This window comes from Marinobacter sp. L-13, from assembly GCF_056857715.1.
This window is the reverse complement of sequence record NZ_JBSXNQ010000036.1, coordinates 1-24,404: the sequence shown is the minus strand read 5'-3', so window position 1 is coordinate 24,404 and position 24,404 is coordinate 1. Positions and strand designations below refer to the sequence as shown.

Annotated in this window: 21 protein-coding genes and 1 pseudogene; 16 read left to right on the top strand and 6 right to left on the bottom strand. The window is 55.1% G+C overall.

Going from position 1 to position 24,404, the window contains the following annotated elements; all coding sequences use genetic code 11:
- Positions 1 to 109: 109 nt before the first annotated feature.
- Positions 110 to 1,060 carry a LysR family transcriptional regulator gene (locus AC13DD_RS03285; RefSeq protein WP_008172260.1) on the top strand — a complete coding sequence of 317 codons (951 nt, stop codon included), beginning with the start codon at positions 110 to 112 and terminating at the stop codon, positions 1,058 to 1,060.
- 14 nt (positions 1,061 to 1,074) lie between these two features.
- Here AC13DD_RS03285 and AC13DD_RS03280 read toward each other — a convergent pair whose 3' ends face one another.
- Positions 1,075 to 1,962, bottom strand: a complete 888-nt coding sequence (locus AC13DD_RS03280; protein ID WP_008172262.1) for an AraC family transcriptional regulator — start codon at positions 1,960 to 1,962, stop codon at positions 1,075 to 1,077.
- 166 nt (positions 1,963 to 2,128) lie between these two features.
- Here AC13DD_RS03280 and AC13DD_RS03275 point away from each other — a divergent pair, with 166 nt between their 5' ends.
- From AC13DD_RS03275 to AC13DD_RS03245, 7 genes are all read left to right on the top strand, one after another.
- Positions 2,129 to 3,292 (top strand): iron-containing alcohol dehydrogenase, encoded by a 1,164-nt coding sequence (locus AC13DD_RS03275; RefSeq protein ID WP_008172264.1) that lies wholly within the window; start codon positions 2,129 to 2,131, stop codon positions 3,290 to 3,292.
- Positions 3,293 to 3,449: 157 nt separating this feature from the next.
- Positions 3,450 to 4,088 carry a helix-turn-helix domain-containing protein gene (locus AC13DD_RS03270; protein ID WP_273073374.1) on the top strand — a complete coding sequence of 213 codons (639 nt, stop codon included), beginning with the start codon at positions 3,450 to 3,452 and terminating at the stop codon, positions 4,086 to 4,088.
- 89 nt (positions 4,089 to 4,177) lie between these two features.
- Positions 4,178 to 5,077 (top strand): aromatic amino acid exporter YddG, encoded by a 900-nt coding sequence (gene yddG, locus AC13DD_RS03265; protein WP_008172268.1) that lies wholly within the window; start codon positions 4,178 to 4,180, stop codon positions 5,075 to 5,077.
- Between the two features lie 16 nt (positions 5,078 to 5,093).
- Entirely contained in the window at positions 5,094 to 5,426 is a 333-nt protein-coding gene (locus AC13DD_RS03260; RefSeq protein WP_008172270.1) for a tRNA-binding protein, read from the top strand.
- Between the two features lie 276 nt (positions 5,427 to 5,702).
- The gene (locus tag AC13DD_RS03255; RefSeq protein WP_008172274.1) at positions 5,703 to 6,878 is read left to right on the top strand and encodes an efflux RND transporter periplasmic adaptor subunit; all 1,176 of its coding nucleotides are present in this window, start codon (positions 5,703 to 5,705) and stop codon (positions 6,876 to 6,878) included.
- A gap of 10 nt (positions 6,879 to 6,888) precedes the next feature.
- Entirely contained in the window at positions 6,889 to 10,080 is a 3,192-nt protein-coding gene (locus AC13DD_RS03250) for an efflux RND transporter permease subunit (RefSeq protein ID WP_008172276.1), read from the top strand.
- Positions 10,073 to 11,476 carry a TolC family protein gene (locus AC13DD_RS03245; protein WP_008172277.1) on the top strand — a complete coding sequence of 468 codons (1,404 nt, stop codon included), beginning with the start codon at positions 10,073 to 10,075 and terminating at the stop codon, positions 11,474 to 11,476. The genes AC13DD_RS03250 and AC13DD_RS03245 overlap by 8 nt, the downstream gene beginning before the upstream one ends.
- A 144-nt stretch (positions 11,477 to 11,620) precedes the next feature.
- Here AC13DD_RS03245 and AC13DD_RS03240 read toward each other — a convergent pair whose 3' ends face one another.
- Entirely contained in the window at positions 11,621 to 12,703 is a 1,083-nt protein-coding gene (locus tag AC13DD_RS03240) for an alkene reductase (RefSeq protein WP_008172279.1), read from the bottom strand.
- A 454-nt stretch (positions 12,704 to 13,157) separates the two neighbouring features.
- Here AC13DD_RS03240 and AC13DD_RS03235 point away from each other — a divergent pair, with 454 nt between their 5' ends.
- Genes AC13DD_RS03235 through AC13DD_RS03225 form a run of 3 tightly spaced genes read left to right on the top strand, consistent with a single transcriptional unit; the run spans position 13,158 to position 17,924 of the window.
- A complete protein-coding gene (locus AC13DD_RS03235; RefSeq protein ID WP_264622593.1) occupies positions 13,158 to 13,694 on the top strand; it encodes a TetR/AcrR family transcriptional regulator in 537 nt (178 codons plus the stop codon).
- A 23-nt stretch (positions 13,695 to 13,717) separates the two neighbouring features.
- The gene (locus AC13DD_RS03230; protein ID WP_008172291.1) at positions 13,718 to 14,872 is read left to right on the top strand and encodes an efflux RND transporter periplasmic adaptor subunit; all 1,155 of its coding nucleotides are present in this window, start codon (positions 13,718 to 13,720) and stop codon (positions 14,870 to 14,872) included.
- A 1-nt stretch (position 14,873) separates the two neighbouring features.
- Positions 14,874 to 17,924: an efflux RND transporter permease subunit gene (locus AC13DD_RS03225; protein ID WP_008172293.1), complete on the top strand. Its 3,051-nt coding sequence runs from the start codon at positions 14,874 to 14,876 to the stop codon at positions 17,922 to 17,924.
- A gap of 15 nt (positions 17,925 to 17,939) precedes the next feature.
- Here AC13DD_RS03225 and AC13DD_RS03220 read toward each other — a convergent pair whose 3' ends face one another.
- Complete coding sequence (locus AC13DD_RS03220; RefSeq protein ID WP_008172295.1) at positions 17,940 to 18,893, bottom strand: LysR family transcriptional regulator; 954 nt, start codon at positions 18,891 to 18,893, stop codon at positions 17,940 to 17,942.
- 102 nt (positions 18,894 to 18,995) lie between these two features.
- Here AC13DD_RS03220 and AC13DD_RS03215 point away from each other — a divergent pair, with 102 nt between their 5' ends.
- Positions 18,996 to 20,036 carry a zinc-binding alcohol dehydrogenase family protein gene (locus tag AC13DD_RS03215; RefSeq protein WP_008172298.1) on the top strand — a complete coding sequence of 347 codons (1,041 nt, stop codon included), beginning with the start codon at positions 18,996 to 18,998 and terminating at the stop codon, positions 20,034 to 20,036.
- A gap of 89 nt (positions 20,037 to 20,125) precedes the next feature.
- Here the strand turns inward: AC13DD_RS03215 and AC13DD_RS03210 are convergent, their stop codons facing one another.
- Positions 20,126 to 20,815, bottom strand: coding sequence for an AraC family transcriptional regulator (locus tag AC13DD_RS03210; protein ID WP_081467521.1), 690 nt, complete (start codon positions 20,813 to 20,815; stop codon positions 20,126 to 20,128).
- 54 nt (positions 20,816 to 20,869) lie between these two features.
- On the opposite strand from AC13DD_RS03210, the gene AC13DD_RS03205 reads away from it, so the two are divergent.
- The 3 genes from AC13DD_RS03205 (at position 20,870) to AC13DD_RS03195 (ending at position 22,274) form a co-directional block, all read left to right on the top strand.
- Positions 20,870 to 21,148 carry a type II toxin-antitoxin system RelE/ParE family toxin gene (locus tag AC13DD_RS03205; RefSeq protein WP_008172303.1) on the top strand — a complete coding sequence of 93 codons (279 nt, stop codon included), beginning with the start codon at positions 20,870 to 20,872 and terminating at the stop codon, positions 21,146 to 21,148.
- A 12-nt stretch (positions 21,149 to 21,160) separates the two neighbouring features.
- Entirely contained in the window at positions 21,161 to 21,475 is a 315-nt protein-coding gene (locus tag AC13DD_RS03200) for a HigA family addiction module antitoxin (RefSeq protein WP_036211519.1), read from the top strand.
- 184 nt (positions 21,476 to 21,659) lie between these two features.
- Complete coding sequence (locus AC13DD_RS03195) at positions 21,660 to 22,274, top strand: tyrosine-type recombinase/integrase (RefSeq protein ID WP_008172305.1); 615 nt, start codon at positions 21,660 to 21,662, stop codon at positions 22,272 to 22,274.
- 299 nt (positions 22,275 to 22,573) lie between these two features.
- Here the strand turns inward: AC13DD_RS03195 and AC13DD_RS03190 are convergent, their stop codons facing one another.
- A complete protein-coding gene (locus AC13DD_RS03190) occupies positions 22,574 to 23,422 on the bottom strand; it encodes an isocitrate lyase/PEP mutase family protein (RefSeq protein ID WP_273073377.1) in 849 nt (282 codons plus the stop codon).
- 133 nt (positions 23,423 to 23,555) lie between these two features.
- On the bottom strand, positions 23,556 to 24,083 hold the full coding sequence (locus AC13DD_RS03185; protein WP_482930859.1) for a TRAP transporter large permease subunit: 528 nt from the start codon (positions 24,081 to 24,083) through the stop codon (positions 23,556 to 23,558).
- 20 nt (positions 24,084 to 24,103) lie between these two features.
- Here AC13DD_RS03185 and AC13DD_RS03180 point away from each other — a divergent pair.
- Positions 24,104 to 24,404 (top strand): annotated as a pseudogene (locus tag AC13DD_RS03180) (transposase); the annotation flags it as partial.

The window sequence follows — 24,404 nt, the reverse complement described above, 5'->3', positions numbered from 1 at the left end:
AGGCTTTCTGCGTTCTGTGGGCGGCAAAAGGTCTACAGGAATACCGCAATTGCGGTTGTGTGTAATCCGGGCCAGACTTATGCCGGTTCAATCGCCCCAGGTATATGGAATGAAAACACAAGAACTACAGTTGTTGTATATTTTTGACGCCATCATGACCGAGCGGTCGGTGACACGCGCAGCAGACCGGCTCGCCATGACGCAGCCGGCGGTTTCCAATGCTATATCGCGAATGCGTCAGATCTGGAACGATCCTCTTTTTGTGCGAAAAGGGCGTCAGATTGAACCCACGTCCTATGCATTAAGCCTCTGGGACCAGGTCAGCGATCACATGTTTGCACTGACCAACGCGGTCAGCGCAACCCAGTTTGATCCGAGCACGTCAAACCGCACCTTTCGTGTTGCGGTCACGGATGCCATTGTTGAAATGATCTGGCGTCAATTGGTGCAAATGCTTGAAAGCGAAGCGCCCGGTGTTGATGTACACGCGGTGCCTTACACACCCGAAGGCACCCACGCCGATCTGAGAGAAGCCCATGTTGATGTGGCGGTGGGCGTTTTATCTCAACACGATTACAGCCTGCGAAGCACCTGGCTTTTCGAGGGGGGCTACGTGCTCGCCATGCGCGCCGACCATCCGCTGGCCGGTCGACAGATTACCATGGAAGAATTCCTTGAGGCGCGACATCTTCTGGTAAGTATGTCAGGCGATGCCCATGGCTTCGTGGACAGCTATCTCGATCAGAAGGGTATGAGCCGCCGGATAGCGGCGACTGTTAATCATTTCTCAACAGTTCCGGTAGTACTCAGAGAAACCAACCTCATTGCTGCTGTCCCAGAATTGATCAGCCAGGATTGTGGTTTCGTGAACGGCCTATGGATGGGTGAGCTTCCCTTCGACGTCGATCCGACGAGTCTATACCTGATCTGGCACGCCCGTCATGACCGCGACCCCGGAGTCGTTTGGCTCCGGGAGAAGATGGAGAATCTGCTCCAGGAACGGTGGCATGACATTATGGTCAATTCTCCCTGTGGACGGCACCAGCTGAAGGCTGTCTGAGTCGATGCAGCGTTTCAGGCGGTGGTTTGCAGCGCCATAGTGACCGCTTGTGGTGGCTGCCCGTAAAACCGCTTGAATTCCCTGCTGAACTGGCTCGCGCTTTCGTAGCCCACCAGGGATGCGGCCTGGCTCACCTTCACACCCTGATCTGAAAGCAACTCCCGGGCTCGGGTGAGCCGGATGCGTTTGATGTACTGGATGGGGGACTGCGCAGCCACCTGCCGAAAATTGCGGTGGAAGGTCGCCGGACTCATGTTGGCAAGAGCGGCCAGCTGTTCGACATCCAGCGGTTCCGAAAAGTGCGCATGAACGTGCTTGAGCACCGGCTCCAGTCGGGAAAGTTGGGTGTTATGCCGCACCAGATCTACCAGCGAGGCGCCGTTCGGGCCCCGGAGCGCGTGCAGCAACAGTTCCTTTTTCAGGCCCGGTCCGAGGGCCTTGGCCGCCAGCGGGTCATTCAGCGCCTCGGCAAGCCGCACCACGCTGGCGTTGAAGGCGCGAGTGGCCGGAGCCACGTACAAGGTGTGCGCATTCAACGAAGGAGCGTTGGCGCCGCCGGTCTGCCGGCACTCATCAAAAATCCGCACCAGCTCATGCAATGCCGACAGATCCAGGTCCATGACCAGGGAGAGCAGGGGACCGTCGGGTGGCGTGATTGCCTCGCAGTCAGCGGGCGTGGGTAGGGTCAGCACAAGGTAGTTGTCGGGGTTGTACTCGTACACCTGGTTGTCGAGAAACACCCGTTTGGTGCCTTGGGCCATGATAATGATGCCCTGGCTGTAACAGAGCGGCTCTCTGCCCGTGGTTTCGTTGCTTCGGTAGACCCCGACGCCCTCAATCGGTGTTGGGTTGTAGCCCTCGGTCGCTGCAAGTGGGGCCAGCAGTTGGGCGAGTGTGGGCATCGGTCGGTCTCCTGAATGGGTGAAGACGCCATCTTACCTGCGATGCATTAAAATGCCTAGTCGTGTCGTTAATGATAGGAAAAGGCATGCCAGTGATCGAAATGCCCATTCTGATTTGGTCTTGCGGCGATACAATCTCTCCACGCTTTGATGAGGAGAGAGGATTATGCAAAATTTCGATTTCTACAATCCAACCCGTATTGTTTTCGGCAAAGACCGTCTGCAGGAGCTGGATCAGCTCATTCCCAAGAATTCTCGGGTGCTGGTTCTGTACGGTGGCGGCAGCGTCAAGCGGTTCGGTACCCTCGATAAAGTTCTGGCCGGCCTGGGTAATCGGACGGTGTTCGAGTTTGCCGGCATTGAGCCCAACCCGCGCTACGAAACCCTGATGGAAGCGGTGGATCTTGTCCGCCGGGAAAGCGTCGATTTCCTGCTGGCCGTTGGCGGTGGCTCGGTGATGGACGGCACTAAGTTCGTGGCCGCGGCTGCGCCGTTTGAGGGCGACGAGGAAAGTCTGCTGGAGCATGGCTTTGCCGGCCTTCCAGTGGAACAGGCACTGCCACTCGGCACCGTCGCCACCCTGCCGGCGACAGGCTCTGAAATGAACATGGGCGCCGTCGTCTCCCATAAGGGCGGGAAATGGCCGGTAATGAGCCCGCTGTTGTATCCGACGTTCTCGTTCCTGGACCCGTCGCTGACCTTCTCCCTGCCCACCAGGCAGGTCGCCAACGGCGTGGTCGACGCCTTCGTGCACGTGGTTGAACAGTATGTAACTTATCCGGTCAACGCGCAGATTCAGGACCGCACCGCTGAAGGTATTCTCAAGACCCTGATCGAGGTGGGCCCGGTCACCCTGGCCAACCCGGAGGACTACGATGCCCGTGCAAATCTGGTCTGGGCGGCTACCTCCGCGCTGAATGGCTACATTGGCGTGGGCGTTCCCCAGGATTGGAGTACCCATATGATTGGGCACGAACTGACCGCCATGTTCGGCATCGATCACGGGCAGAGTCTCGCCATTATCCTGCCGTCGGTCTGGAAACTCCGTAAAGAGCAGAAGCGGGAAAAACTCCTGCAGTACGCCGAGCGAGTATGGGGCATCGTCGACGGCTCTGAGGAAGAGCGCATCAATCAGGCCATCGCCCAGACCAGAGCCTTTTTCGAAAGTCTGGGAGTTGCAACGCGACTGGATCAATACGGGGTCAAAGAAAATCAGGTGGCCGACATCGTCGAGGCGTTGAAAGCCCATGGTATGACCGAGCTCTCGGAGCGGGGCGACATGACACCAGAGATCAGCCACCAGGTTTTGATCGATGCCTTCAGTGAGTGAGAAATCCCGGAGCATCGATCGATAACCTGCCCGAAGTGAACGCTGTTCTGTATGATGCGAAACCATGAAGAACGCGCGATCAAAAATCCAACTGAAGAGTTACAGCGATCATGGGCAAACACACGCCCATGATCATCATCAGTTGGTGCTGCCCTTGGTGGGAAAACTTTCTCTGTCGGTAAATAGTCGGGCCGGGGAAGTGGCTGAGGGCAGAGCGGCGATCATCGCCGCCGGTCAGGATCACGATTTCGAAGCCCGGGATGACAACCGGTTTGTGGTCGCAGACGTTCCAGATGGCTTGGCTCCGATGCTGGACCGGCTGCCCTGTTTCGTGCAGCTCGATGCCGGGTTGGAGCATTACGTGCAGTTTCTCCATGCCCAGTTGCAACAGGGCGCGGAAGGCTCCCAGACTCAGCACCAGATGTTGCTGTTGCTGATCCAGCTGCTGCAGGAGCGCTTTGGAGACCGTTTACGGCTGGATCGTCGAGTGGACGTGGCGAAACGCTTCATCGACGAGCATTTCCACCAAAAGATCACCGTTAATCAACTGGCCACCATCGCGCACCTGAGTGTGCGGCAACTGAACCAGCTGTTCCGGGAGCAGGTGGGCTTGCCCCCCCATCATTACCTGACGGAGTTGCGCATGCAGACGGCGTGGCAACTTCTCGAGCGGGGTGACCTGTCGATCCAGCATATCGCCGACGCCGTCGGGTACAGCTCACTGTCAGCCTTCAGTGATAGATTCGCCCAACATTTCGGGCATTCTCCCAGTCATTTTCGCCGACTTTCTAAATAACCCTTCCGAATTCTGGAAGCCTGCCCATCACCGGCTCAATAAGCTGTTGCGTCTGAACTGATTGATCTCTGACTTAGAGGGACGCAACTATGACCGCGGCATCCGCCACCTGGATTGGCTCAATATCTGTGCTTTTATGGGGCACCCTGGCTTTGCTGACCAAGCTTACCGGCGGGCAGATTCCGGAATTTCAGCTCATGGCCATGACCTTTACACTGGCTTTTGCACTGATGTGTGTCCGTTGGTTCAAGGGCGGGCACTCGGGCATCCGCTTCGCGAAGCAATCCGCATTTGCCTGGACCATCGGTGTGGTGGGCCTGTTCGGCTATCACTTTGCCTACTTCAAGGCCATGACCCTGGCACCGGCGGTCGAGGTCAGCCTGCTGGCCTATCTCTGGCCGCTGTTCATTGTCCTGTTTTCGGCGCTCTTGCCGGGCGAGTCCTTGCGGGCACAGCACATCGCCGGGGCGGTGATGGCACTGGTTGGCTGCTGGTTGCTGATCGGTCGGAATAGCAGCGGCTTCAGTGCCCAGAATCTGGATGGCTACTTAGTGGCGTTCGCCTGCGCCTTGATCTGGTCGTCCTATTCGGTGCTCAGCCGTCTGGTAAAATCTGTGCCTACCGATGCTGTTGGCTGGTTTTGTGGTGTTACCGCGGTCCTGGCTTGGATGTGCCACCTGATGTGGGAGCAAACGGTGTGGCCGGATGGCGCAAGCCAATGGGTCGGAGTGGTCGGGCTGGGCCTTGGTCCCGTGGGCATAGCCTTTTTCACCTGGGATTACGGGGTAAAACACGGGAACATCCAGCTGCTGGGAACCCTGGCATACAGCGCACCCCTCATTTCGGTCATCTTGCTCATCGTTTTTGGCTTCGGCGAGGCAACCATGGCCGTCGCAGGTGCCAGCACGCTGATTGTGTCCGGATCACTGGTAGCTGGAAAAACCCGAAACACAGAGACTGCCAAAACTGTAAATCATGAAGCTGTGTAACAACGGAGGATGAAGAATGATTTCCTGGGAAGATTTTGAAAAAGTGGAATTAAGAGTTGGCACCATTATTGAAGTGCAGCCGTTCCCTGAAGCTAGAAAACCGGCCTACAAACTGAAAGTGGACTTTGGCCCGGAAGTGGGCGTGCGAAAGTCCAGTGCCCAGATTACGGAGCTGTATTCGAAGGAGGACCTGCTGGGCAAGCAGGTATTGGCTGTCACGAACTTCCCTCCGAAGCAGATCGGTCCGTTCGTCTCTGAGTGTCTCGTAACCGGGTTCAAAACCGAAACAGGCGTGGTAACGCTGGTAAGCCCTGATTCTGAGGTCGAGAATGGGGAACGGCTGTTTTAATCTAAAGAGTGCGGTTCGCTGCGTTCCCGGGCTTTCTCTCCTAGAGAGTCGATCAGCGCCCTGACTCTGAGGACGTTCTGGCTCTCCAAATCCCCCTCCTGCATGAATCCTGAGCATTATCACCAGTGATGATGAGTGCAATACCGCATGGTGATTATATTTACCCTGCTTGAGCAAAGATAATTCCCTCCACGAACCACTCCGGCGCGGGTCCGAGGTCCAACCTCACCGCGCCGGCTCGGAAGTCCCCATCACGAACGATTAAGGATCAAGCTCATGGCTTATCGAATTCTTGCCGTGCTCAGCGCGGCCGTGTTTGTTCTTGCCGGCTGCGAAAGCGCAGCTCAGGGCACCGCGAGCCAGCCGGAGCCGCCTTCGGTAGAGGTGGTTGCCGCCGCCAGTGCCCGGGTTCAGCCCCAGAAAACCTACACCACCCGTATTGAAGCCCCAGAAAACGTCGAGCTGCGGCCCCGACTGTCCGGTGTGGTTGATGAGGTGCGCTTCGTAGAAGGTCAGAAGGTGAGCAAAGGCGACATCCTGTTCCAGCTGGATGACCGTCACCTGACAGCCCGAGTGGAGCAACTTAATGCCGAACTGTCCCGCGCAAAAGCGGCCCTCTATCAGGCCAAGGCGGAAGCCGAACGGGCAGGGCGCCTGCTGCGGAGCAACGCCATTTCTGAAGAACAGGCTGAGCTGCGGGATTCCGCGCGCCAGCAGGCCGAGGCCGAGGTTTCCTCACTCAACGCCCAGCTCAAGGAGGCGGAACTGCAGCTGAGCTATGCCACGATCCGCTCGCCAATTGACGGGGTTATTTCCCGGGCAAACATTACCGCGGGAAATACCGTAACCGCGAACCAAAGCCGGTTGACCACCATCGCCTCGAATCAGAACCGGTACGCCTACTTCGATATGGATGAGGGCACCTGGTATCGATTCTTCCGCGCCCGCGATCACGCCCTGGGCTCGCCGGTGCGTATTCAGCTCACCGGAGAGCAGGACTTCCCCCACGTGGGCGAGATCGACTTCGTTGATAACACCATCGATACCAACACGGGCACCCTGCGTCTGCGCGCGGTATTGGCCGATTCCGGAGAGGCTCTGGTACCGGGTGCCTTTGCCCGTGTGAAAATTGCCGTGGCCGCAACCGAGCAGAAGATCATGGTTCCTGATCGTGCCATCGCAACCGATCTCGACAGCCGCTTCGTGCTGACGGTCAACGAGCAGGGGGAGACGAGCTACACCCCGGTAACCGTCGGTGAGCGTTTCGGTACCTTCCGTGTGGTTGAGCAGGGCATTGCCGAAGGCGATGTACTGGTGGCGAACGGGACGGCCAAGGTAGGTCCGGGCATGACCATCGCTCCGGTCATGCTGTCAGAGGCACCGTCCGACGTGGCCTTCACGCTTGAAGAACACGCACCAGAAGTCCAGCAGACCGCTGTCGTAAAGTTCTGAGGCCTGAGTGATGAAATTTCCCCATTTTTTTATAGACCGGCCAATATTCGCCTCCATGCTGTCTCTGATCATTCTGATCGGGGGTGGCATCTCTCTGTTCCAGTTGCCGATCAGTGAGTATCCGGAAGTGGTCCCGCCCACAGTGGTGGTCACGGCCAACTACCCGGGCGCAAACCCAAAGGTGATTGCAGAAACGGTCGCGTCGCCGATTGAGGATGAGATCAACGGCGTGGAAAACATGCTGTATATGTCGTCCCAGGCAACGGCCGATGGCCGCATGACCCTCACAGTAACGTTTGCGCTGGGTACTGATCTCGATAAAGCCCAGGTTCAGGTCCAGAACCGGGTTGATATTGCGCTGCCGCGTTTGCCGGAAGAGGTGCAGCGCCTGGGAGTGGTGACTGAGAAATCATCCCCTAACCTGAGCATGGTTGTTCACGTTCATTCTTCGGATGAGAGCCGGGACATTACCTATCTGGCCAACTACGCCGAGCTGAATCTGAAAGATGAACTCTCCCGCCTTGGCGGCGTTGGTGACGTTCAGTTGTTCGGTGGCGGTGAATTTGCGGTTCGTCTCTGGCTGCAGCCGGATGAATTGGACGCCCGGAATCTCAACGCCTCGGATGTGGTGAACGCCGTGCGTGCCCAGAATCGTCAGATTGCGGCCGGTACCCTTGGCGCACAGCCGGCACCGAACGACAACCAGTTCCAGTTGATGCTGAACGTCCGCGGGCGCCTGACCTCCTTGGATGAGTTTCGGGACATTGTTTTGAAAATTGGTGATAACGGGGCCATCACGCGGCTCTCTGACGTTGCGAGAGTCGAGCTTGGCCAGAACACTTACGCCCTTGAAGCGGGTCTCGATGGAAAGCCGGCGGTTGCCATGCCGATTTTCCAGCGCCCTGGGGCTAACGCTATCCAGCTTTCTGACGATGTTCGTTCAACCATGGCGCGGTTGTCCCAGGATTTCCCGCAGGGCGTCGAGTATGAAATTGCCTACGACCCCACCGTGTTTGTTCGCGGTTCCATCGACGCGGTTATCACCACCTTGCTGGAGGCGATTTTACTGGTTGTGCTGGTGGTGGTGCTGTTCCTGCAAACTTGGAGGGCGTCCATTATTCCGCTCGTTGCGGTGCCTGTATCACTGGTGGGCACCTTCGCCGTGATGCAGTGGTTGGGTGTTTCCATCAACACGCTGTCGCTGTTCGGAATGGTGCTAGCGATCGGTATCGTGGTTGATGATGCCATCGTGGTGGTCGAAAACGTGGAGCGGAACATTCATCGGGGGCTATCGCCTCGTGAAGCCACCAAAGTGGCCATGAACGAAGTAACCGGCCCGATCATTGCCATTGCACTGGTGTTGTGTGCGGTCTTCATTCCGACGGCCTTCATTTCTGGTCTTTCCGGTCAGTTTTACAAGCAGTTCGCATTGACCATCACGATTTCAACCGTGATCTCCGCCTTGAACTCGCTGACCCTGTCGCCGGCGCTGTCCGCGTTGCTTCTCAAGGGCCACGACGAGAAGCCCGACCGGCTTTCCCGCGGCCTGGAAAAGGTGTTTGGTCGCTTTGTGTTCCAGCCGTTCAACCGGTTCTTTGACCGCACAGGTAATGCCTATGAAGTCCTGGTCAAGAAGCTGATCCGCTACAGCGCCATCGTTGGCGTGGTGTATGTCGGATTGACCGTTTTCGCCGGAGGCCTGTTCAACGCGGTACCGGGTGGTTTCATTCCGCAGCAGGACAAACAATACCTGGTCGCAGTTGCCCAGCTGCCGGATGCGGCGAGCCTTGACCGGACCGTGGACGTGGTCAACGAAATGCAGCAGATCGCGCTGGAGACCGAGGGCGTGGCAAACACCATTGCGTTCCCGGGCCTGTCCGTGAACGGCTTCACCAACAGTCCGAACAGCGGCATCGTGTTCCTGCCGCTGACCGATTTCACCGAGCGCACGTCCCCGGAACTCAGTGCGGGTGCGATTGCAGGCAAGTTAAACGGCGCCTTTTCAAGCATCGACGAAGGGTTTGTGGCGGTGTTCCCACCACCACCGATCCTGGGCCTGGGCACCACGGGTGGGTTCAAGCTGCAGATCGAAGATCGAAGCAGCAAAGGGTTTGAAGCCTTGTTCGATACCCTGCAAACCACCATCAACGAAGCTCGCAAGCATCCGGCATTGACGGGTCTTTACTCCAGCTTCCGGGTTCAGGTACCCCAGTTTGACCTGGATATAGATCGGGAGCGAGCAATGCTGCTTGGCATTCCGCTGGAGTCCGTGTTCGACACACTGCAGGTGTATCTGGGGTCGGTGTACGTCAATGACGTGAACATGTTCGGCAGCACCTATCAGGTGATTGCCCAGGCCGAGTCCGACAAGCGCCTTGATCCGGAGCACATTCTGAATCTGAAGGTTCGCAACCAGCAGGGCCAGATGATCCCGCTGTCCGCGGTGATGAGTGTCGAATCGACCATCGGCCCGGATCGTGTGATGCGGTACAACGGCTATCCAACGGCCGAGCTCAACGGGTCTCCGGCCCCGGGCTTCAGTTCGGACCAGGCTCAGGCTGCTATCGAAGAGGTTCTAGCACAGACTCTGCCCGAGGGCATGGCGTTTGAGTGGACCGAGGTGACTTATCAGCAAAAACTCGCCGGCAACACCATGGTCTATGTGTTCCCACTGGTTATCTTGCTGGTATTCATCGTGCTGGCCGCTCAGTACGAGAGTCTGCGACTGCCGTTTGCAATTATTCTGATTGTGCCGATGACCTTGCTGTCGGCTCTGGCCGGGGTATGGGTGACCGATGGTGATAACAACATGTTCACCCAGATTGGTCTGATTGTTCTGGTGGCATTGGCGAGTAAAAACGCCATCCTGATGGTGGAGTTCGCCCGTGACCTCAATCTCCAGGGACACAGTCATTATCAGGCCATTGTCGAGGCCTGCCGTTTGCGTTTACGGCCGATCCTGATGACCTCGATTGCCTTCACTGCAGGTGTGGTACCGCTGGTGCTTGCGACCGGAGCGGGTGCGGAGATGCGTCACGCCATGGGGATAGCGGTGTTCTCGGGAATGATTGGTGTCACCGTGTTCGGCTTGCTGTTCACCCCGGTGTTTTACGCGGTGATTCAGCGTGCCAAGGCCGATACCAGGACGCCCGCCAACACCAAGGAAATACCTGAACAGATCACGGAGAATGACCATGCATAAACGGGCGGTTAGTGTCTTGCTGGGGTCTGCGCTGCTGGTTGGCTGCGCTGCAACCCCGGATTATGAGCCCCAACAGGAGGCGAACGAACGTTACCTCGACAGCCTCAGTTTCGGTGTTCAGAGCACAGACGCCACCACAGCGGAGTGGTGGAAGAGCTACGAGGATGACCAACTCAATCAACTGGTCGAGGTTGCGAAGGCCGCTAACCTCGATCTGTTGGCAACCCGGCAACGGGTCCGTCAGGCGCTTGCGGACCTGGGTGCGGACGAGAAACGGTTGCTCCCTCAGGGCGGAGTAACCGGCGAATACGAGGCGATCGATCGAAACAGTGTTCAGGAATCCTCTGCCGTCGGTTTGGCGGGCACCTGGGAAGTGGACTTGTTTGGCCGGCTGAGAGCGCTGATCGATGCCGGTGAAGCCAATCTTGAGGTTGCTCTGAACAACCAACGAGCGGTGTTGAAAGAAGTCACCGTTGGCGTTGTCCGAGCCTATCTGGAGTGGGAAGCCGCTCGCCAGCGGGTCCAGTTGATCAAGGCGGACATCCGGGCATTGGAAGACACTCGGGAAGTCATGGCCCTGCGCGTGGAGGAAGGCATTTCGCCGAATCTTGATCTCGCCCGCGCAGACACGCTGCTGGAACAGCAGCGTGCCAAGCTTCCTGACGCGCGAGCCCAGCTCTATCGGGCCAAAGCGGTGCTGTCCGTGCTCGTCAATGAAGATTCCGAATCGCTGGTCCTGAAGCCTGCCTCAGGTGCACTGGCCGCCTCCTTTGGCGTGCCGGCGGCCGGGCGGGCGAACGAAGCCATGCAGTTGCGTGCGGATATCGGCGGTGCGCTCGCAGCACTGGCCCGGGATGTGGCGGTTGGCAACGCCCTTCGGGCAGAACTCTATCCCCAGTTTTCGGTCGAGGGATTTCTGGGCTTGACCAACGTGGCGGAAGTGTCCGATGGCTTTGAGGGTACCGGCAGCATCGCTCCTCGCATCTCCTGGTCTCTGTTGAGTTATCCGGTGATACTGCAACGGGTCGAAAGCCAGAATGCAGTCTCGGAAGAAAGTTACATCCGTTATCGCCAAACCATCATTGATGCGGTCGCCAGTGCTCGGGTTGCGATCTTTGCTTACGGGCGGGCCTTGGAGGCTGATCAGGCAACGGGCAGGGCGTTTGAGGCAGCCAACGAATCGTTCACCATCGCCAGAACTATGCATCGTGAGGGTGCCATCGGCTATCTGGATTTACTGGACGCCAACCGAACCTTCATTTCCGCTCAGCAGGACCGGCTTTCCGCCAGATTGTCCTATGCGGCGGCCCAGCTTGGGGTGATTGAGGAATTCAGTGGGGTTTGGTCGTCGGAGGCGCACCGGCGAATGCTGAAGGCAACGGGTGGCGAGTCTTGAGGAAGAGGGTATGGTTTAGCTGAAAAAGGGGAAGTTCCGGGCTTTAGCGGCAAGAAAGGAAATGGCGCTTTCAAAGGTCATGTTTTCTCCGCAACGAAAAAGGGGGCTAAAAGCCCCCTTTCTATACTATGCTCCGACTCAATACTATGCTTCGGCTATTTCTTCGAGGTAAGGGTAGTCAATATACCCCTCCGCTCCCTGGGTGTAAAAAGTCGAGGGATCTGCTTCATTAAGCTCGGCCCCAAGCTTCAGGCGCTCCGGAAGGTCCGGGTTGGCAATGAAGGGCACACCAAAGGCGACAGCGTCGGCCAATCCGGATTCGATGGCCTGTTCTGCTTCTTCACCGGTGTAGCTCATGTTGAGGATCAACTTGCCCTTGAAGTGCTCGCGGACCGGGGTAATCACGTCTGCTTGCTGCTCCCCAAAAAAGTCGCTGCGCATTAAATGAACAAAGGCCAGGCCGTAGTCGTTCAGACGCTTGGCGAGCCAGGTGACCAGGCCGACCGGATCACTGTCCTTCATGCTCTGGAAACTGTTGAGCGGGCTCAGTCGAACACCGACGTTCTCGGAACCGAACACTCCGGATACGGCTTCAATCACCTCCAGCAGCAGTCGGGCGCGATTTTCGATCGGGCCACCGTAAGGGCCTTCTCGATGGTTGGAACCATCACGGAGGAACTGGTCCAGCAGGTAGCCGTTGGCGCCATGAACCTCAACACCGTCAAAGCCGGCGCGCTTGGCATTCTCGGCGGCGGTGCGGAAACCGTCGATGATGGCCGGGATTTCGTTGTCAGCCAGTGCGCGGGGAACCGTGTAGGACTTCTTGCCTTCCGGTGTGTGCACTTCATCGCTGGTGATGGCAATGGCGCTGGGCGCTACCGGATCCTTCCCGTTGTTTAACACCGGGTGACAGGCGCGGCCGCCGTGCCAGATCTGCAGATAAATCTTGCCACCTTTAGCGTGTACCGCATCACTGACTTTCTTCCAGCCTTCAACTTGCGCCTCGGAATAGATGCCAGGCTCGCGCCAGAAGGCTGAATTGCCTTCGATGGCCATGGTCGCCTCGGCGATGATCAGGCCGGCAGACGCACGCTGAGCGTAATACTCAACCATCATGTCCGTGGGAACGTGATCAGCGTCGGCACGGACGCGGGTGAGGGGGGCCATGAAGACCCGATTGGCCAATTCACTGGCGCCCATTTTCAGGGGAGTAAAAAGTGTGTTCATAGCATCCTCGGGAAATATTGTGCAAAACCATAAACTATCCGCCCGTGGGCCGGGCGGACTAATTCGGATGAGATATATCAATCATCATCCTGGCTGATGCGACAGGCTGGAATCCGCCTTCGCAAGTTTCCCTTGGGGACAGGTTCGATGATGACGTAGCCATCGCGCATCATCGTCTCGAAATCCTGCTCGATCTGCGTCTATTGCGTTCGGGACCTGGCTAGAGCCTGTGATGGGTTTTCGTGGTCGGCTGGTTGCAAAGAGCCTGCAGACCAACCTGATTTTTGCCTGAACCCCGCGCACTTCAGTAGGGCACCTACTTCGGTATACGCCTATATTTTCGGTTTGAAAATAAGTGAACGTTCATTTATTTTAGGCCGACCAATTTGAAGCGTTGAGCAGACAAATGCGGCAAAGAGACGACTCGAAACGAATAGCCTTCCTGGAAGCTACCGTGAGGGAAGTAGCAGATCACGGTTTTTCAGCAACCTCGGTTGGCAAGATAGTCAAGGCTGCGGGTTTGTCACCAGCCACGCTGTACATCTATTACGAAGATAAAGAACAGCTTTTATTGGCGACATTTTATTACGTCAGCGATCAGGTCATTGATGCGGCGCTGGACAGTTTTTCTCGCGGGAAAGATCTGCGTGAAGGACTGCGACGCCAGTGGCACACACTGTTCCGGATCGGCCTTGAGCGTCCGGAACTATTCCGCTACCACGAGACGTTCACGCATTCTGCTTGGATGACTCCCGAGATCCAGGCACGAAACGAAAGCCGAGCCGCAAATCTTTTGAATGCAGTTGATCAGGGAAAGCAATCCGGGCTGATCAAACCGGTACCTTTTCCACTTCTCGAAACGTTTATGTTCCGCCCGATTTACCACCTCGTTCAACGATGCCTGCAAGGGTCGTTCGAAGGTACCGATGAGCATATCGAATTAGCGTTTAATATGGCTTGGGATGCGGTTGCCGATCGTCGGAATACCTAATTTTTTCTGGAGAGTGACGCGTTATGAAATTCAAGATGGTCAGTACCGCCATGCCCTTGAGAGGCCTACAAGCGCTTGCAATGCTTTCGAGCCTCCTGGTGATGGGATGTTCGGCGGAGGCGCCCCCTCTGACACAGCAAACTGTCTACCCGGTAAAGCTCATGACGCTGGAGCAGGCGCAGTCAGGCACGCTCAATCAGTATCCGGGCAGAGTCTCGGCGTCTGACCATTCAGAACTCTCTTTCAGAGTGGGAGGAGAGCTGACGGAGCTGGCCGTTAAAGCAGGCGACACTGTGGAAAAAGGGGAGGTCGTTGCCCGCCTGGACGATCGGGACGCAAGAACCCGCCTGGAAAACGCCCGGTCAAATTTCAATCTGGCACAGGCCACCTTCGAGCGAATGCGAATATCGTTGGAGCGCCAGGCCATCAGTCAGGCCCGTTTCGATGAGGCCGAGGCCGAGTACCTCTCTGCCAGAGCGCAACTGGCCAGCGCGGAGGACCAACTTTCCTATACCGTTCTCAAAGCGCCATTTGATGGCGTCATTTCACGGGTGCCGGTGGATGTCTTTCAGGTTGTATCAGCGCAGCAGGCCATTGCCGAACTGCAACGGCCCGGCTCTATCGACGTCTCGTTCCAGATGCCCGAACAACAGGTCCGCCGCCTTCAACCACAGAGATCCAGGAACGTTCGCGCCAATGGCAACACTATCGCGTGGGTACAGTTTCCCGAGCTTCCCGATAAACGCTACGCCGCGAGCTACAAAGAGCATGACAGCAATGCCTCTCAGGGGTCGCTCAGTTATGAGGTTACCGTAACGCTCCCTGAACCCGAGGACATCACAGTGCTTTCGGGGATGAGCGCGACCGTTCTGCTTGATTACGGCACATTGGCTGGAGAGAGCGCCCCGTCGTGGCTGATACCAACCGCGGCGCTTGTAACACCTGACGCAGAACCCGGCACTAGCGTGGTTTGGCGATACGTGGCTGCTGCCGATGGTGAGAATGGCGATAACACGGGCAGCGTCGAGCCGGTGGATGTCGAGCCGGGTAAGAAAATGAACGATGGCGTGCTTGTTCGGGGAGAGCTCAGCCCGGGCGACAGAATCGTGGTTGCCGGCGCTCACCGGATGAACAGGGATCGTTCGGTCCGTCCCTGGGAAAAAGAGGGCGGGCTCTGAGATGGTCGATTATTTTCTTGATCGGAAGTCCATCAGCTGGATGGTCACGCTGTTGCTTGGGGTTGGGGGCATGTTCGCGTTTCTGGGTCTTGGCCAGCTTGAATTCCCGGAGTTCACGTTACGTTCCGCCTTGGTGACCACCCAATATCCCGGAGCAACGCCTCTTGAAGTCGAGGAGGAGGTTACGCTGCCTCTGGAAAAAGCGATCCAGCAGATGCCGGGCATCGATGACATTACTTCGGTGAACTCGGACGGCTTGTCGCAGATTACTGTCCAACTCAAGAAGACGGTCAGAGAAGGGGAGTTAGACCAGTATTGGGATATCCTTCGGCGAAAGATTAATGATGCCCAGCCTGGTCTGCCACCAGGCGTGAACACGTCCATCGTGAACGATGACTTTGGCGATGTCTTCGGCCTGCTGCTCACGTTGCGTGGTGACGGCTACTCGCTGAAAGATCTTGGTGACCATGCGGATCTCATTCAGCGAGAACTGCGATTGTTGGAGGGCGTCGCAAAAGTCAGTATCGGTGGTCGTGTCGACGAGCAGATGATCGTGTCACTGGACCGTGACCGTATGCGTGCTCTTGGCATCTCGCCAGAATACCTGGCAAGCCTTCTGAATGCGCAGAATACGGTGGGCAACGCTGGCCACCTGCGCAGTGAAGGGCTGTCGTTATCCGTTCAGCCAACCGGTCAGCTTGATTCCGTTCAGGCACTTGAGCAACTGGCAGTTGGAAGCGCTGATTCGGGTATTATCCGGCTCAGCGATCTGGCCGAAGTTCGCAGGGTGACCAATGACTCACCCGCCTTGCTTTACCACTCTGACGGATTGCCTGCTTTGACCATCGGCGTGTCATTTGCAGAGGGCACCAACGTTGTTGATGTAGGTGAGAGTCTCAATGAGGCTTTGAAACGCCTGGAAAAACAGCAACCCATCGGCATGACACTGAACACAGTGTATAACCAGCCTGAAGTAGTCGAGGAGGCAGTATCTGCTTTTCTCATGAACCTTGCTCAGGCGGTGGGCATTGTCATTATTGTGCTTTTGCTGTTCATGGGGCTGCGAAGTGGCCTGCTCATGGGGCTGATCCTGCTGATTACCATCATGGGTACATTCGTGCTTATGGCAATACACGGTATTCAGCTCCAGAAGATTTCATTGGGTGCGCTGATCATTGCGCTGGGGATGCTGGTCGATAATGCCATCGTCGTCACCGAGGGCATGATGATTGGCCTTTCCAAGGGCAAGTCCAAAAGGCAGGCAGCCAAAGAAGTGGTCTCGCAGAACCGGTACCCGCTGCTCGGCGCTACCGTGATTGCCATTACGGCCTTTGCTCCTATCGGCCTTTCACCAGACACCACCGGAGAATTCATTGGCTCCCTGTTCTGGGTTCTGTGCTACTCGCTTTTCCTGAGCTGGCTGACGGCACTCACTCTGACCCCGTTTTTCTTTGATATGTTCTATCCCGACAAGCTCGAGAGTGTCGGGCAGTCATCCGATAACGACCCCTATAAGGGAATTGTTTTCGTCGTCTTCCGCCGCCTGCTGACCTACGCGATTCATTATCGCTTCGTGACATTAACACTTGCGATCGCGCTTCTGGCTGGGGTTCTATCGTTCTCGGGACAGGTTAAGAATGCTTTCTTCCCGAATGCCACAACGCCACTCTTCTTTGTTGACCTTTGGTTGCCCGAGGGCGCCGACATCTTGCAAACCGAAGAGACCGTAAAGCGGCTGGAATCGCGCGTGAATGACATGGACCAGGTCGTTCAGGTGACCAGTGTCACCGGTGGCGGAGCCCAGCGTTTTACGTTGACGTATTCACCGGAGCAGCGATACGCCAGTTTTGGCCAATTGATCGTAGAGACCCGGGATAAGGCGTCGAGAGAGGCCCGTATGGAGGAAGTCATTGAGCAACTGCGTACAGACTTCCCGAACGTGCATTACAAAGTGCAGGCTTTGCAGGTGGGGCCCTCAGCCAAAGCCAGTCTTGAAGCTCGTATCTTTGGAGAAGATCCCGAAGAACTCCGGAAAATCGGTGTGCGCGTGCAGGCAATTTTTGAAAATGAACCTCTGGCCGACAGCGTGCGCTTGTCCTGGGGTAACCGGGAAGCCGTGATCGTACCGGAGTTCCTCGAAGAACAGGCCCGGCGCCTTGGCGTATCTCGCGAATCACTGCACCAGGCGTTGTTGCTGAATAATCAGGGGCAGCAGGTTGGAGTGTACCGTGAGGGGAGCGACCTCATTCCGATCATTATGCGGTCAAGAGAGGAGCAGCGTTTTGACATCGAAAACCTTACCTCGATCAATGTCTGGAGTGAAGAGCAGGGCCGCTATGTCAGCGCGGGCAACGTCATCAATGCCATCAATACGGAACTGCGGGATCCGTTGATAAAACGCAGAAACAGGGAGCGGATGTTGGCGGTTTATGCCGAACCCATGCCTTTGTCGGGGGAGACGGCGGCGAGCGTGCTGGAGAGGATCCGCCCGCAGGTCGACGCGCTGGAGCTTCCCCACGGCTATTCGATTGAGTGGGGTGGAGAGTACGAGACCTCATCCGAAGCTCAGACTTCGCTTTTCTCCTCGCTGCCTCTTGGACTGCTGGGGATGTTCATTATTTCGATGCTGTTGTTCGGTAGCTTCCGACAGGCTCTGTCTATCTGGATGATTGTTCCTCTCATGATGATTGGAATCATTGGTGGACTGGTATTGCTCGGCGCGCCTTTTACATTCATGGCGCTGCTCGGGACTCTGAGTCTGATCGGTATGGTACTGAAGAATGCCATTGTGCTGGTTGAGGAGATCAATATTCAGTTAGAACAGCAGGATGATGCATTCACTGCGGTGGTTGAGGCCGCGGTAAGCCGGGTACGACCTGTGCTTATGGCGGCCGTAACCACCATGTTGGGAATGATTCCTCTGTTCAGCGATGCCTTCTTCGCGAGCATGGCGGTGGTTATCGTGTTCGGTTTGGGTGTTGCAACGGTATTGACGTTAGTGGTGCTGCCAGTGGTGTACTGCACGTTAATGAGAATTTCTTATCATCAATAACGCACCCGCTGTTTTTCAGGCGTCTTTTTTTCCTCCGGACAAGCGATCCGGAGGAAAAAAGCCTCCGGCAATCATTGCATTCATCAGTTCGCCTACTTTTGCACGCAGGTCATCCCTCAACAACCTCATTGCCGGCGTTATTGACTGTCGGGTAGGACAAATCAGCCACAGCTCGGATACCGGCGGCGCATAGTCCGGCATGATTGTGGTGACACGGCCTGCAAGCAGATCATCCGACATATCAAGACACGATTTTATCGCAAGACCGCGACCAGCGACGCACCACCGGCGAACCAGATCGCCATCGTTTGAGGCGCGATCGCCCGTCATTTTGACTCGATATTCCTCGTCTCCCCGTTTGAACGTCCAGAGGTCAAATGGGATGTCCTGCAACTGATAGAACAGTCCGTTGTGGTTCTCAAGGTCATCAGGATGAATGGGGCGACCATGACGCGAAAGGTAATCAGGAGATGCGCAAAGCAGGCGCGGCACATCGCAAATTTTGAAGCCATACAGGTTGGTGTCACTGGGCGCGCCGTAGCGAAGCGCCATGTCGACCGAATCCCGGTAAAAGTCCACGTTGGTGTCAGTAATCTGAACTCTGAGATTCAAACCTGGATGCGTTGCCATCAATTCGTCGATCCAGGGCACAACGCGGTTACGACCAAGATCGGATGAAACCGAAAGCCGGATTTCGCCTGTTACAGAGTCAACTTCAGATCGAAGGTTCTGTTGCGCCTGGCTCAACAAGTCAATCGCTTGTTTGCAGTGAGGCAAGTATTTCTCGCCGGCGGCAGATAACCGCAACCTTCGCGTGGAGCGTACGAATAACTCTACACCCAGCTCCTGTTCTACGCGCTTTACTGCGGCGCTGGCTGTGGCAGCTCGCATATCAAGGCTGGTGGCGGCAGCGGTAATGTTGCGGAATTCAGCGACCCTCAAAACCACGATCAGATCATCAAGACTCATTTTCAAAAATTCTTTGAATATGTTTAACAAATTTTCCCGTTTATCCGAGTGTAAACGGCGACCATACTGTGCGCTACTCGAAAGTCATTGCGGAGACAGATAATGAAAGCTGTTGGATATCGGGAATCTCTTCCTATCGAAAACCCTGATGCGCTGCAAAATGTTGAGATGGAACGTCCCGTCGCAAAAGGCCGGGACCTGCTGGTCAGAGTCAAAGCCATCGGCATGAACCCTGTTGACTTCAAGGTACGCCAGCGGGCGGAGCCGGAACCAGGCCAGATCAAAGTACTTGGATGGGATGCCGTTGGAGAGGTAGTGGCAACAGGCGAGGGCGCTTCACTCTTCAAAGAAGGTGACACCGTATTTTATGCCGGTGACGTTACCCGTCAGGGCAGCAACGCCGAATACCAGGTTGTCGATGAGCGTCTGGTTGGTCGGAAGCCTGCCAGCCTGTCCGACGCCGATGCTGCAGCGTTGCCCCTGACCACGATAACAGCATGGGAAATGCTGTTTGACCACCTGCAACTTGAGCGACAGTTGGCTGGGTCCATCACTCCAAGCGACGACGTGGTCCTTGTGATTGGCGCCGCAGGAGGCGTGGGTTCAATTCTAGTTCAATTGATCAAACAGCTAACAGGCGCGAAAGTACTCGCTACGGCATCTCGCCCGGAATCGAAGGCCTGGGTTGAATCATTGGGTGCGGATTTTGTTCTGAATCACCGTGAACCCTTGCAGCCCCAGATCGAAACACTGGTGTCTGCTGGCAAAATTGGTTCTGTAACCCATGTGGCCAGTCTTAACGCCACAGATCAATACTTCGACGATTATGTGGCGGTGCTTAGGCCGTTTGGAAAGATTGCCATGATCGACGATCCCGCAAGTCTGGACGTAATGAAAATCAAGCCGAAGAGTCTGTCATTACACATTGAATTCATGTTCGCCCGCTCAATGCACCAGGCGGATGATATGCAGGTTCAGCACGACTTGTTGAATGAGGTCTCACGGCTTGTAGATCAAGGCTTCATCCGCACAACTGCAGGGAAGCACCTCGGAGCGATCAACGCCGAGAATCTACGTGCCGCACACGCCGAACTGGAATCAGGAACCGCCGTTGGCAAGATTGTGCTGGAGGGTTTTGCCTGACGTAAATTCCAACTCACCGGCTCGTATAACAAACCATGCGTTCCGATCACGGAACTACCCCGATAGACATGGCATACCAGAGCCGGCCGTCAGCTTGCTTTTTCAGTTTGGCTCCACTGCTTGGGTGACAGGCCATACAGGCGTTTGAACTCCCGGCTGAACTGAGACGAGCTCAGGTAACCCACGTCCATGGCGGCAACGCTGACGTTTTGGCCTTCAGCAATTTTCATCGCGGCCTTGTTGAGCCGCATGGATTTCAGAAACTGAATGGGCGACATGTTTGTCGCCTGTTTGAATTTGCGATGGAACACCGCCCGGCTCATGCCAGCCTGATCAGCCAGGTCTTCAATTGTGACAGTTTTGTCCAGGTTGGATGACAGGAACTCAATCGAGCGGGCGATTTCGTTCCCAACACCAAATGCGTTTCTGAATGAATGGCCGGCTTCACCTTTCAGTAATTCGTAGTAGAACTCATGCAAACGGCTCTTCCCGAGAATTGATAGATCGACCGGGTTTTCATCGAGCTGCAGAAGGCGATAGAGGGCATCCGCAAACCCCTGGTTCCAGCGGGCTGTGGATAACCCCTGTGGCCGGGAGCTGTTTCTGGCGGGGCGCAGGGGGCCGGAAGGCGGCTTAGCCCAGGCGTTATTGCCTAACCTGAATGTTCGCTTTGCGACCGGACGGCGAAAGTCTAGCTGCATCCTTACCGCGATCAACTGATGCATATTCTTGGTACGCTGTAGTGCTTTCGGTGAGCGAATCACCGATTCAGTACTCATGAAAAGTGAAAACGCATTTCACGTTTAACGTGTAACGTGATAAAGTGAGCAGCTATGATCAAGAGCTTTAAGTGCAAGCGCACTCAGAAGCTGGTTGAAACCGGTCGGACTCGACGTTTCAGTGCGATTCAAAGACCGGCAGAGCGGAAACTGCAACAGCTTCTAAGTGCTGAAGCTCTCAAGGATCTGAAGTCGCCGCCCGGGAACAGACTAGAGCAGCTTTCTGGAGACAGAGAGGGGCAATACAGTATCCGGATCAATGACCAGTGGCGAGTGTGTTTCCGCTGGACAGACGAAGGGGCGGAAGATGTCGAGATTGTTGATTATCACTGAGGAGGTCGCGCAATGGTTACTGTAGGTATGCGCCCTATCCATCCAGGAGAGATTTTACTTGAGGATTACCTTAAGCCTCTTGGCATGAGTGTGAATGCGCTTTCAAAAGAACTTTATGTTCCTGCACAGCGCCTGAACGAAATTGTTCGCGAGCGTCGTGGTGTGACCGCGGATACGGCCATGCGTTTGGCTCGTTACTTTGGGACTACTGAGCAGTTTTGGCTCAATCTGCAGACCGATTACGATCTGCGCCGAGCCCGTGCGGAGAAATCCGATCAAATCAATAAACTGATTACGCCTCGCAAGCCTGATCATGAGGCTGCCTGAGCTTCGCTCATCACCGTTCTAGTCTGTCTGCACGTAAGTCGCGATCGCCGGAGTCCGTCCTTCGGGGCGGGCTTCTCCGGGCTCGCTATTCAAGACCACGGTTAGCCTCACGACAGTCGCAGCAGCAGAAAACACTCTTCTGGACCATACTTATAGGCCCTTCCCCTCCAAAGAGGGCTGCATCATGACATTTCCCATCAGCAAAACTCCCTGGAATCAGGGAAAGCTCGTAGGCCAGAAACTACCGCTCAAACTCGAACAAATATGGGCTATCCGCATTCGGTTGGAGATTGCAAATAACATCCGCGAGCTGGCGATGTTCAACATGGCGATTGATTGCAAACTCCGGTCTTGCGATATGGTGAAGCTCCTGGTTCGAGATATTTCCAGAAACGGAGAGGTTTTGGATCGGGCGCAAGTCATTCAGCAGAAAACCAGTCAGCCTGTTCAGTTTGAGATAACCAAAAAAACGCGTGAATCGGTCGAAGCATGGATTGAGTCTCGCCACCTTTCGGGTATGGATTATCTGTGGCCGAGCCGAATCAGAAAGTTTGACCACATCACTACTCATCAATACGCCCGTATCGTCAAGAAGTGGATAACCAGCATTGGACTGGATCCTTCTGTCTATGCCACCCACTCAATGAGACGGAGCAAAGCGACATTGATCTACAAGAAGACAAAAAACCTTCGAGCTGTACAGTTGCTACTGGGACACACAAATATGTCCAGTACCGTGAGATACCTTGGTGTCGAGGTGGAGGATGCTCTGGAGATCGCTGAGAGCATTGAGATCTAAGTGCGTAACTTTTCTCCTTCGTCCCTGGGTGCAGCAGACGCTGCCAGCTCCAGTCGATGATTACCCTCGGGTTTCGATCAGGCTCCTCCAATCCTAAATTGAAGCGAACTGGACTTACATCGGTCCACTATAAACTCCTGGCCTATTTCCTCATGCGCAGTTTAAAGTTCAGCAAAATTACCATCGCTAAATAACAATTATATTTCAATTGTTCAATTCCATGACTTAGTTCATATTTGAGATTTGGAAGAACGTTCATGAACTAGAAAAGATAGGGATTCAAAATCTTTTACTTAATTCTATCCGAATATCCGCAAGTACCGTTTCAGTGAACTATCAAACCATCTTTCTTCTGTGTACCGTCCAATTAATGATTTATAATGAAGTTCATTATCTGAAGGCGTACGGCCAGACAATTCCGACAACGCGTGATAGGTGGCAACAATTGATGACTCAAAAGGTGAATGACCATTCAAGAGGAGCTTGATATTGAACCTTGAGTACATCTCTTCCGTGAGTGTATTTTTTCTACCGTAGTTAATTAGCATCTTTGGCTTACTGCTGGCTGTTGATATCAACTCCAACTGCTCGGGATCATTCACGCCAGCGAGACATATACCATCGACACCAACCTCAGAATACTGAAAGACTCTTTCTGCCACCGCCCCAATGTCTTCACCAGAAACGATCTGCGTTCTCGCGATTATGCCGAAACTATCAGAACGTCTGGCATCGAGCGCAGCGGACAGTTTATCAATTTGCTCCTGCTGCGAAATTAGTTTGGTCTTTGTTTGTCTGTACGCAATGGGTAAATTCGTATCCTCGATTGTGACGGCAGTGGCTCCCGCCATTTCCAGCTCCACGGCAGTGCGCATCGTATTGAGGGCATTTCCATAGCCCGCATCTCCGTCCACTATGATTTTCAAGCTCGATGACTGGCTCGTGCGTTTTACCAGGTCGCAGAGCTCTGTGGAGGTGAGCAACATAAGGTCAGGTGTTCCCAACATGCTCAAAGAAGCCACGGATCCCCCTACCATTCCATATTTGAAGCCGAGGTCAACTGCCATCCGGGCAGCGATTGGGTAATGGACTGAAGCTAAGATTTCGTAGCTCTGAGTTTCATTAAGAAGGTTGGAAAATGCTGTCATGGAATACCTTCTGAGGATAAAGCGAACCTGCTAACCTCTTGAGTGGTTGGATGTGGCTGATCTGTGCCGAAGATCTGTAAAACAGATATTCCGGCACAGATCAGCTCAACTAGACTATTAGAGGGACTGCTGATCAGGCGCTAGCCACAATAGATTCTCGGTTCACTATCTTCTGAAGTATGAATACTGCACCTGCAACTCCAAGACCCACCAAGTCTGTAATCAATCCACCTGAAATCATTAGGAAAGCTGCGGCTGCCAAAGTCAGGCGAACAATGAAACTTGCGCAATTTCCTACAAACCACCCCTGAACAGCACATGCGAGCAAGAAAATACCGAATACAGCGGTGAATCCTGAACGAAGTACATGTAACCATTCACCTTCCATTAGTAGTGTAGCGTTGTAGAAAAACATGAACGGTACAACAAAGGCCGCGATGCCAATTTTGAATGATGCTAGGGACGTTTTTAGAGGGTTAGCTCCCGAAATCCCGGCCGCCGCGAAGGATGCCAGAGCCACAGGAGGTGTGATCGCTGACACGACCGCGAAATAGAAAACGAAAAAATGCGCTGTCAGCAATGGAATGCCTAAATCGACCAACCCCGGGGCTACTGACCTGCTCCCCTCTAGCTTAACCGTTTTCAGCTTAGTAATGTTCATCACAGCAGAGGACGATGAACATGAAAAAGCGATTTTCAGAAGAGCAGATCATCAGCATTTTGAAGGAAGCCGAAGCCGGCTTGGCGGTGAAAGAGCTGTGCCGCAAGTACAACATTTCTGACGCCACCTTCTACACCTGGCGCAAGAAGTTCGGCGGCATGGAGGTTTCAGAGGCACGCCGGTTGAAGACTGTCGAGGATGAGAATGCCAGGCTCAAGAAGCTGCTGGCTGAGTCTCTTCTGGACAACGAGGCCCTGAAGGCGGCCCTCAACCGAAAGTACTGACCGTCGAGAACAAGCGCGAGGCCGTGCGGGCGATGCA

Bases quoted from the DNA above. Each gene is read 5' to 3' on its own strand.
- AC13DD_RS03285 (WP_008172260.1), top strand. From the start codon at position 110: ATGAAAACACAAGAACTACAGTTGTTGTATATTTTTGACGCCATCATG.
- AC13DD_RS03280 (WP_008172262.1), bottom strand. From the start codon at position 1,962: ATGCCCACACTCGCCCAACTGCTGGCCCCACTTGCAGCGACCGAGGGC.
- AC13DD_RS03275 (WP_008172264.1), top strand. From the start codon at position 2,129: ATGCAAAATTTCGATTTCTACAATCCAACCCGTATTGTTTTCGGCAAA.
- yddG (WP_008172268.1), top strand. From the start codon at position 4,178: ATGACCGCGGCATCCGCCACCTGGATTGGCTCAATATCTGTGCTTTTA.
- AC13DD_RS03260 (WP_008172270.1), top strand. From the start codon at position 5,094: ATGATTTCCTGGGAAGATTTTGAAAAAGTGGAATTAAGAGTTGGCACC.
- AC13DD_RS03255 (WP_008172274.1), top strand. From the start codon at position 5,703: ATGGCTTATCGAATTCTTGCCGTGCTCAGCGCGGCCGTGTTTGTTCTT.
- AC13DD_RS03250 (WP_008172276.1), top strand. From the start codon at position 6,889: ATGAAATTTCCCCATTTTTTTATAGACCGGCCAATATTCGCCTCCATG.
- AC13DD_RS03245 (WP_008172277.1), top strand. From the start codon at position 10,073: ATGCATAAACGGGCGGTTAGTGTCTTGCTGGGGTCTGCGCTGCTGGTT.
- AC13DD_RS03240 (WP_008172279.1), bottom strand. From the start codon at position 12,703: ATGAACACACTTTTTACTCCCCTGAAAATGGGCGCCAGTGAATTGGCC.
- AC13DD_RS03230 (WP_008172291.1), top strand. From the start codon at position 13,718: ATGAAATTCAAGATGGTCAGTACCGCCATGCCCTTGAGAGGCCTACAA.
- AC13DD_RS03225 (WP_008172293.1), top strand. From the start codon at position 14,874: ATGGTCGATTATTTTCTTGATCGGAAGTCCATCAGCTGGATGGTCACG.
- AC13DD_RS03220 (WP_008172295.1), bottom strand. From the start codon at position 18,893: ATGAGTCTTGATGATCTGATCGTGGTTTTGAGGGTCGCTGAATTCCGC.
- AC13DD_RS03215 (WP_008172298.1), top strand. From the start codon at position 18,996: ATGAAAGCTGTTGGATATCGGGAATCTCTTCCTATCGAAAACCCTGAT.
- AC13DD_RS03210 (WP_081467521.1), bottom strand. From the start codon at position 20,815: ATGAGTACTGAATCGGTGATTCGCTCACCGAAAGCACTACAGCGTACC.
- AC13DD_RS03205 (WP_008172303.1), top strand. From the start codon at position 20,870: ATGATCAAGAGCTTTAAGTGCAAGCGCACTCAGAAGCTGGTTGAAACC.
- AC13DD_RS03200 (WP_036211519.1), top strand. From the start codon at position 21,161: ATGGTTACTGTAGGTATGCGCCCTATCCATCCAGGAGAGATTTTACTT.
- AC13DD_RS03195 (WP_008172305.1), top strand. From the start codon at position 21,660: ATGACATTTCCCATCAGCAAAACTCCCTGGAATCAGGGAAAGCTCGTA.
- AC13DD_RS03190 (WP_273073377.1), bottom strand. From the start codon at position 23,422: ATGACAGCATTTTCCAACCTTCTTAATGAAACTCAGAGCTACGAAATC.
- AC13DD_RS03185 (WP_482930859.1), bottom strand. From the start codon at position 24,083: ATGAACATTACTAAGCTGAAAACGGTTAAGCTAGAGGGGAGCAGGTCA.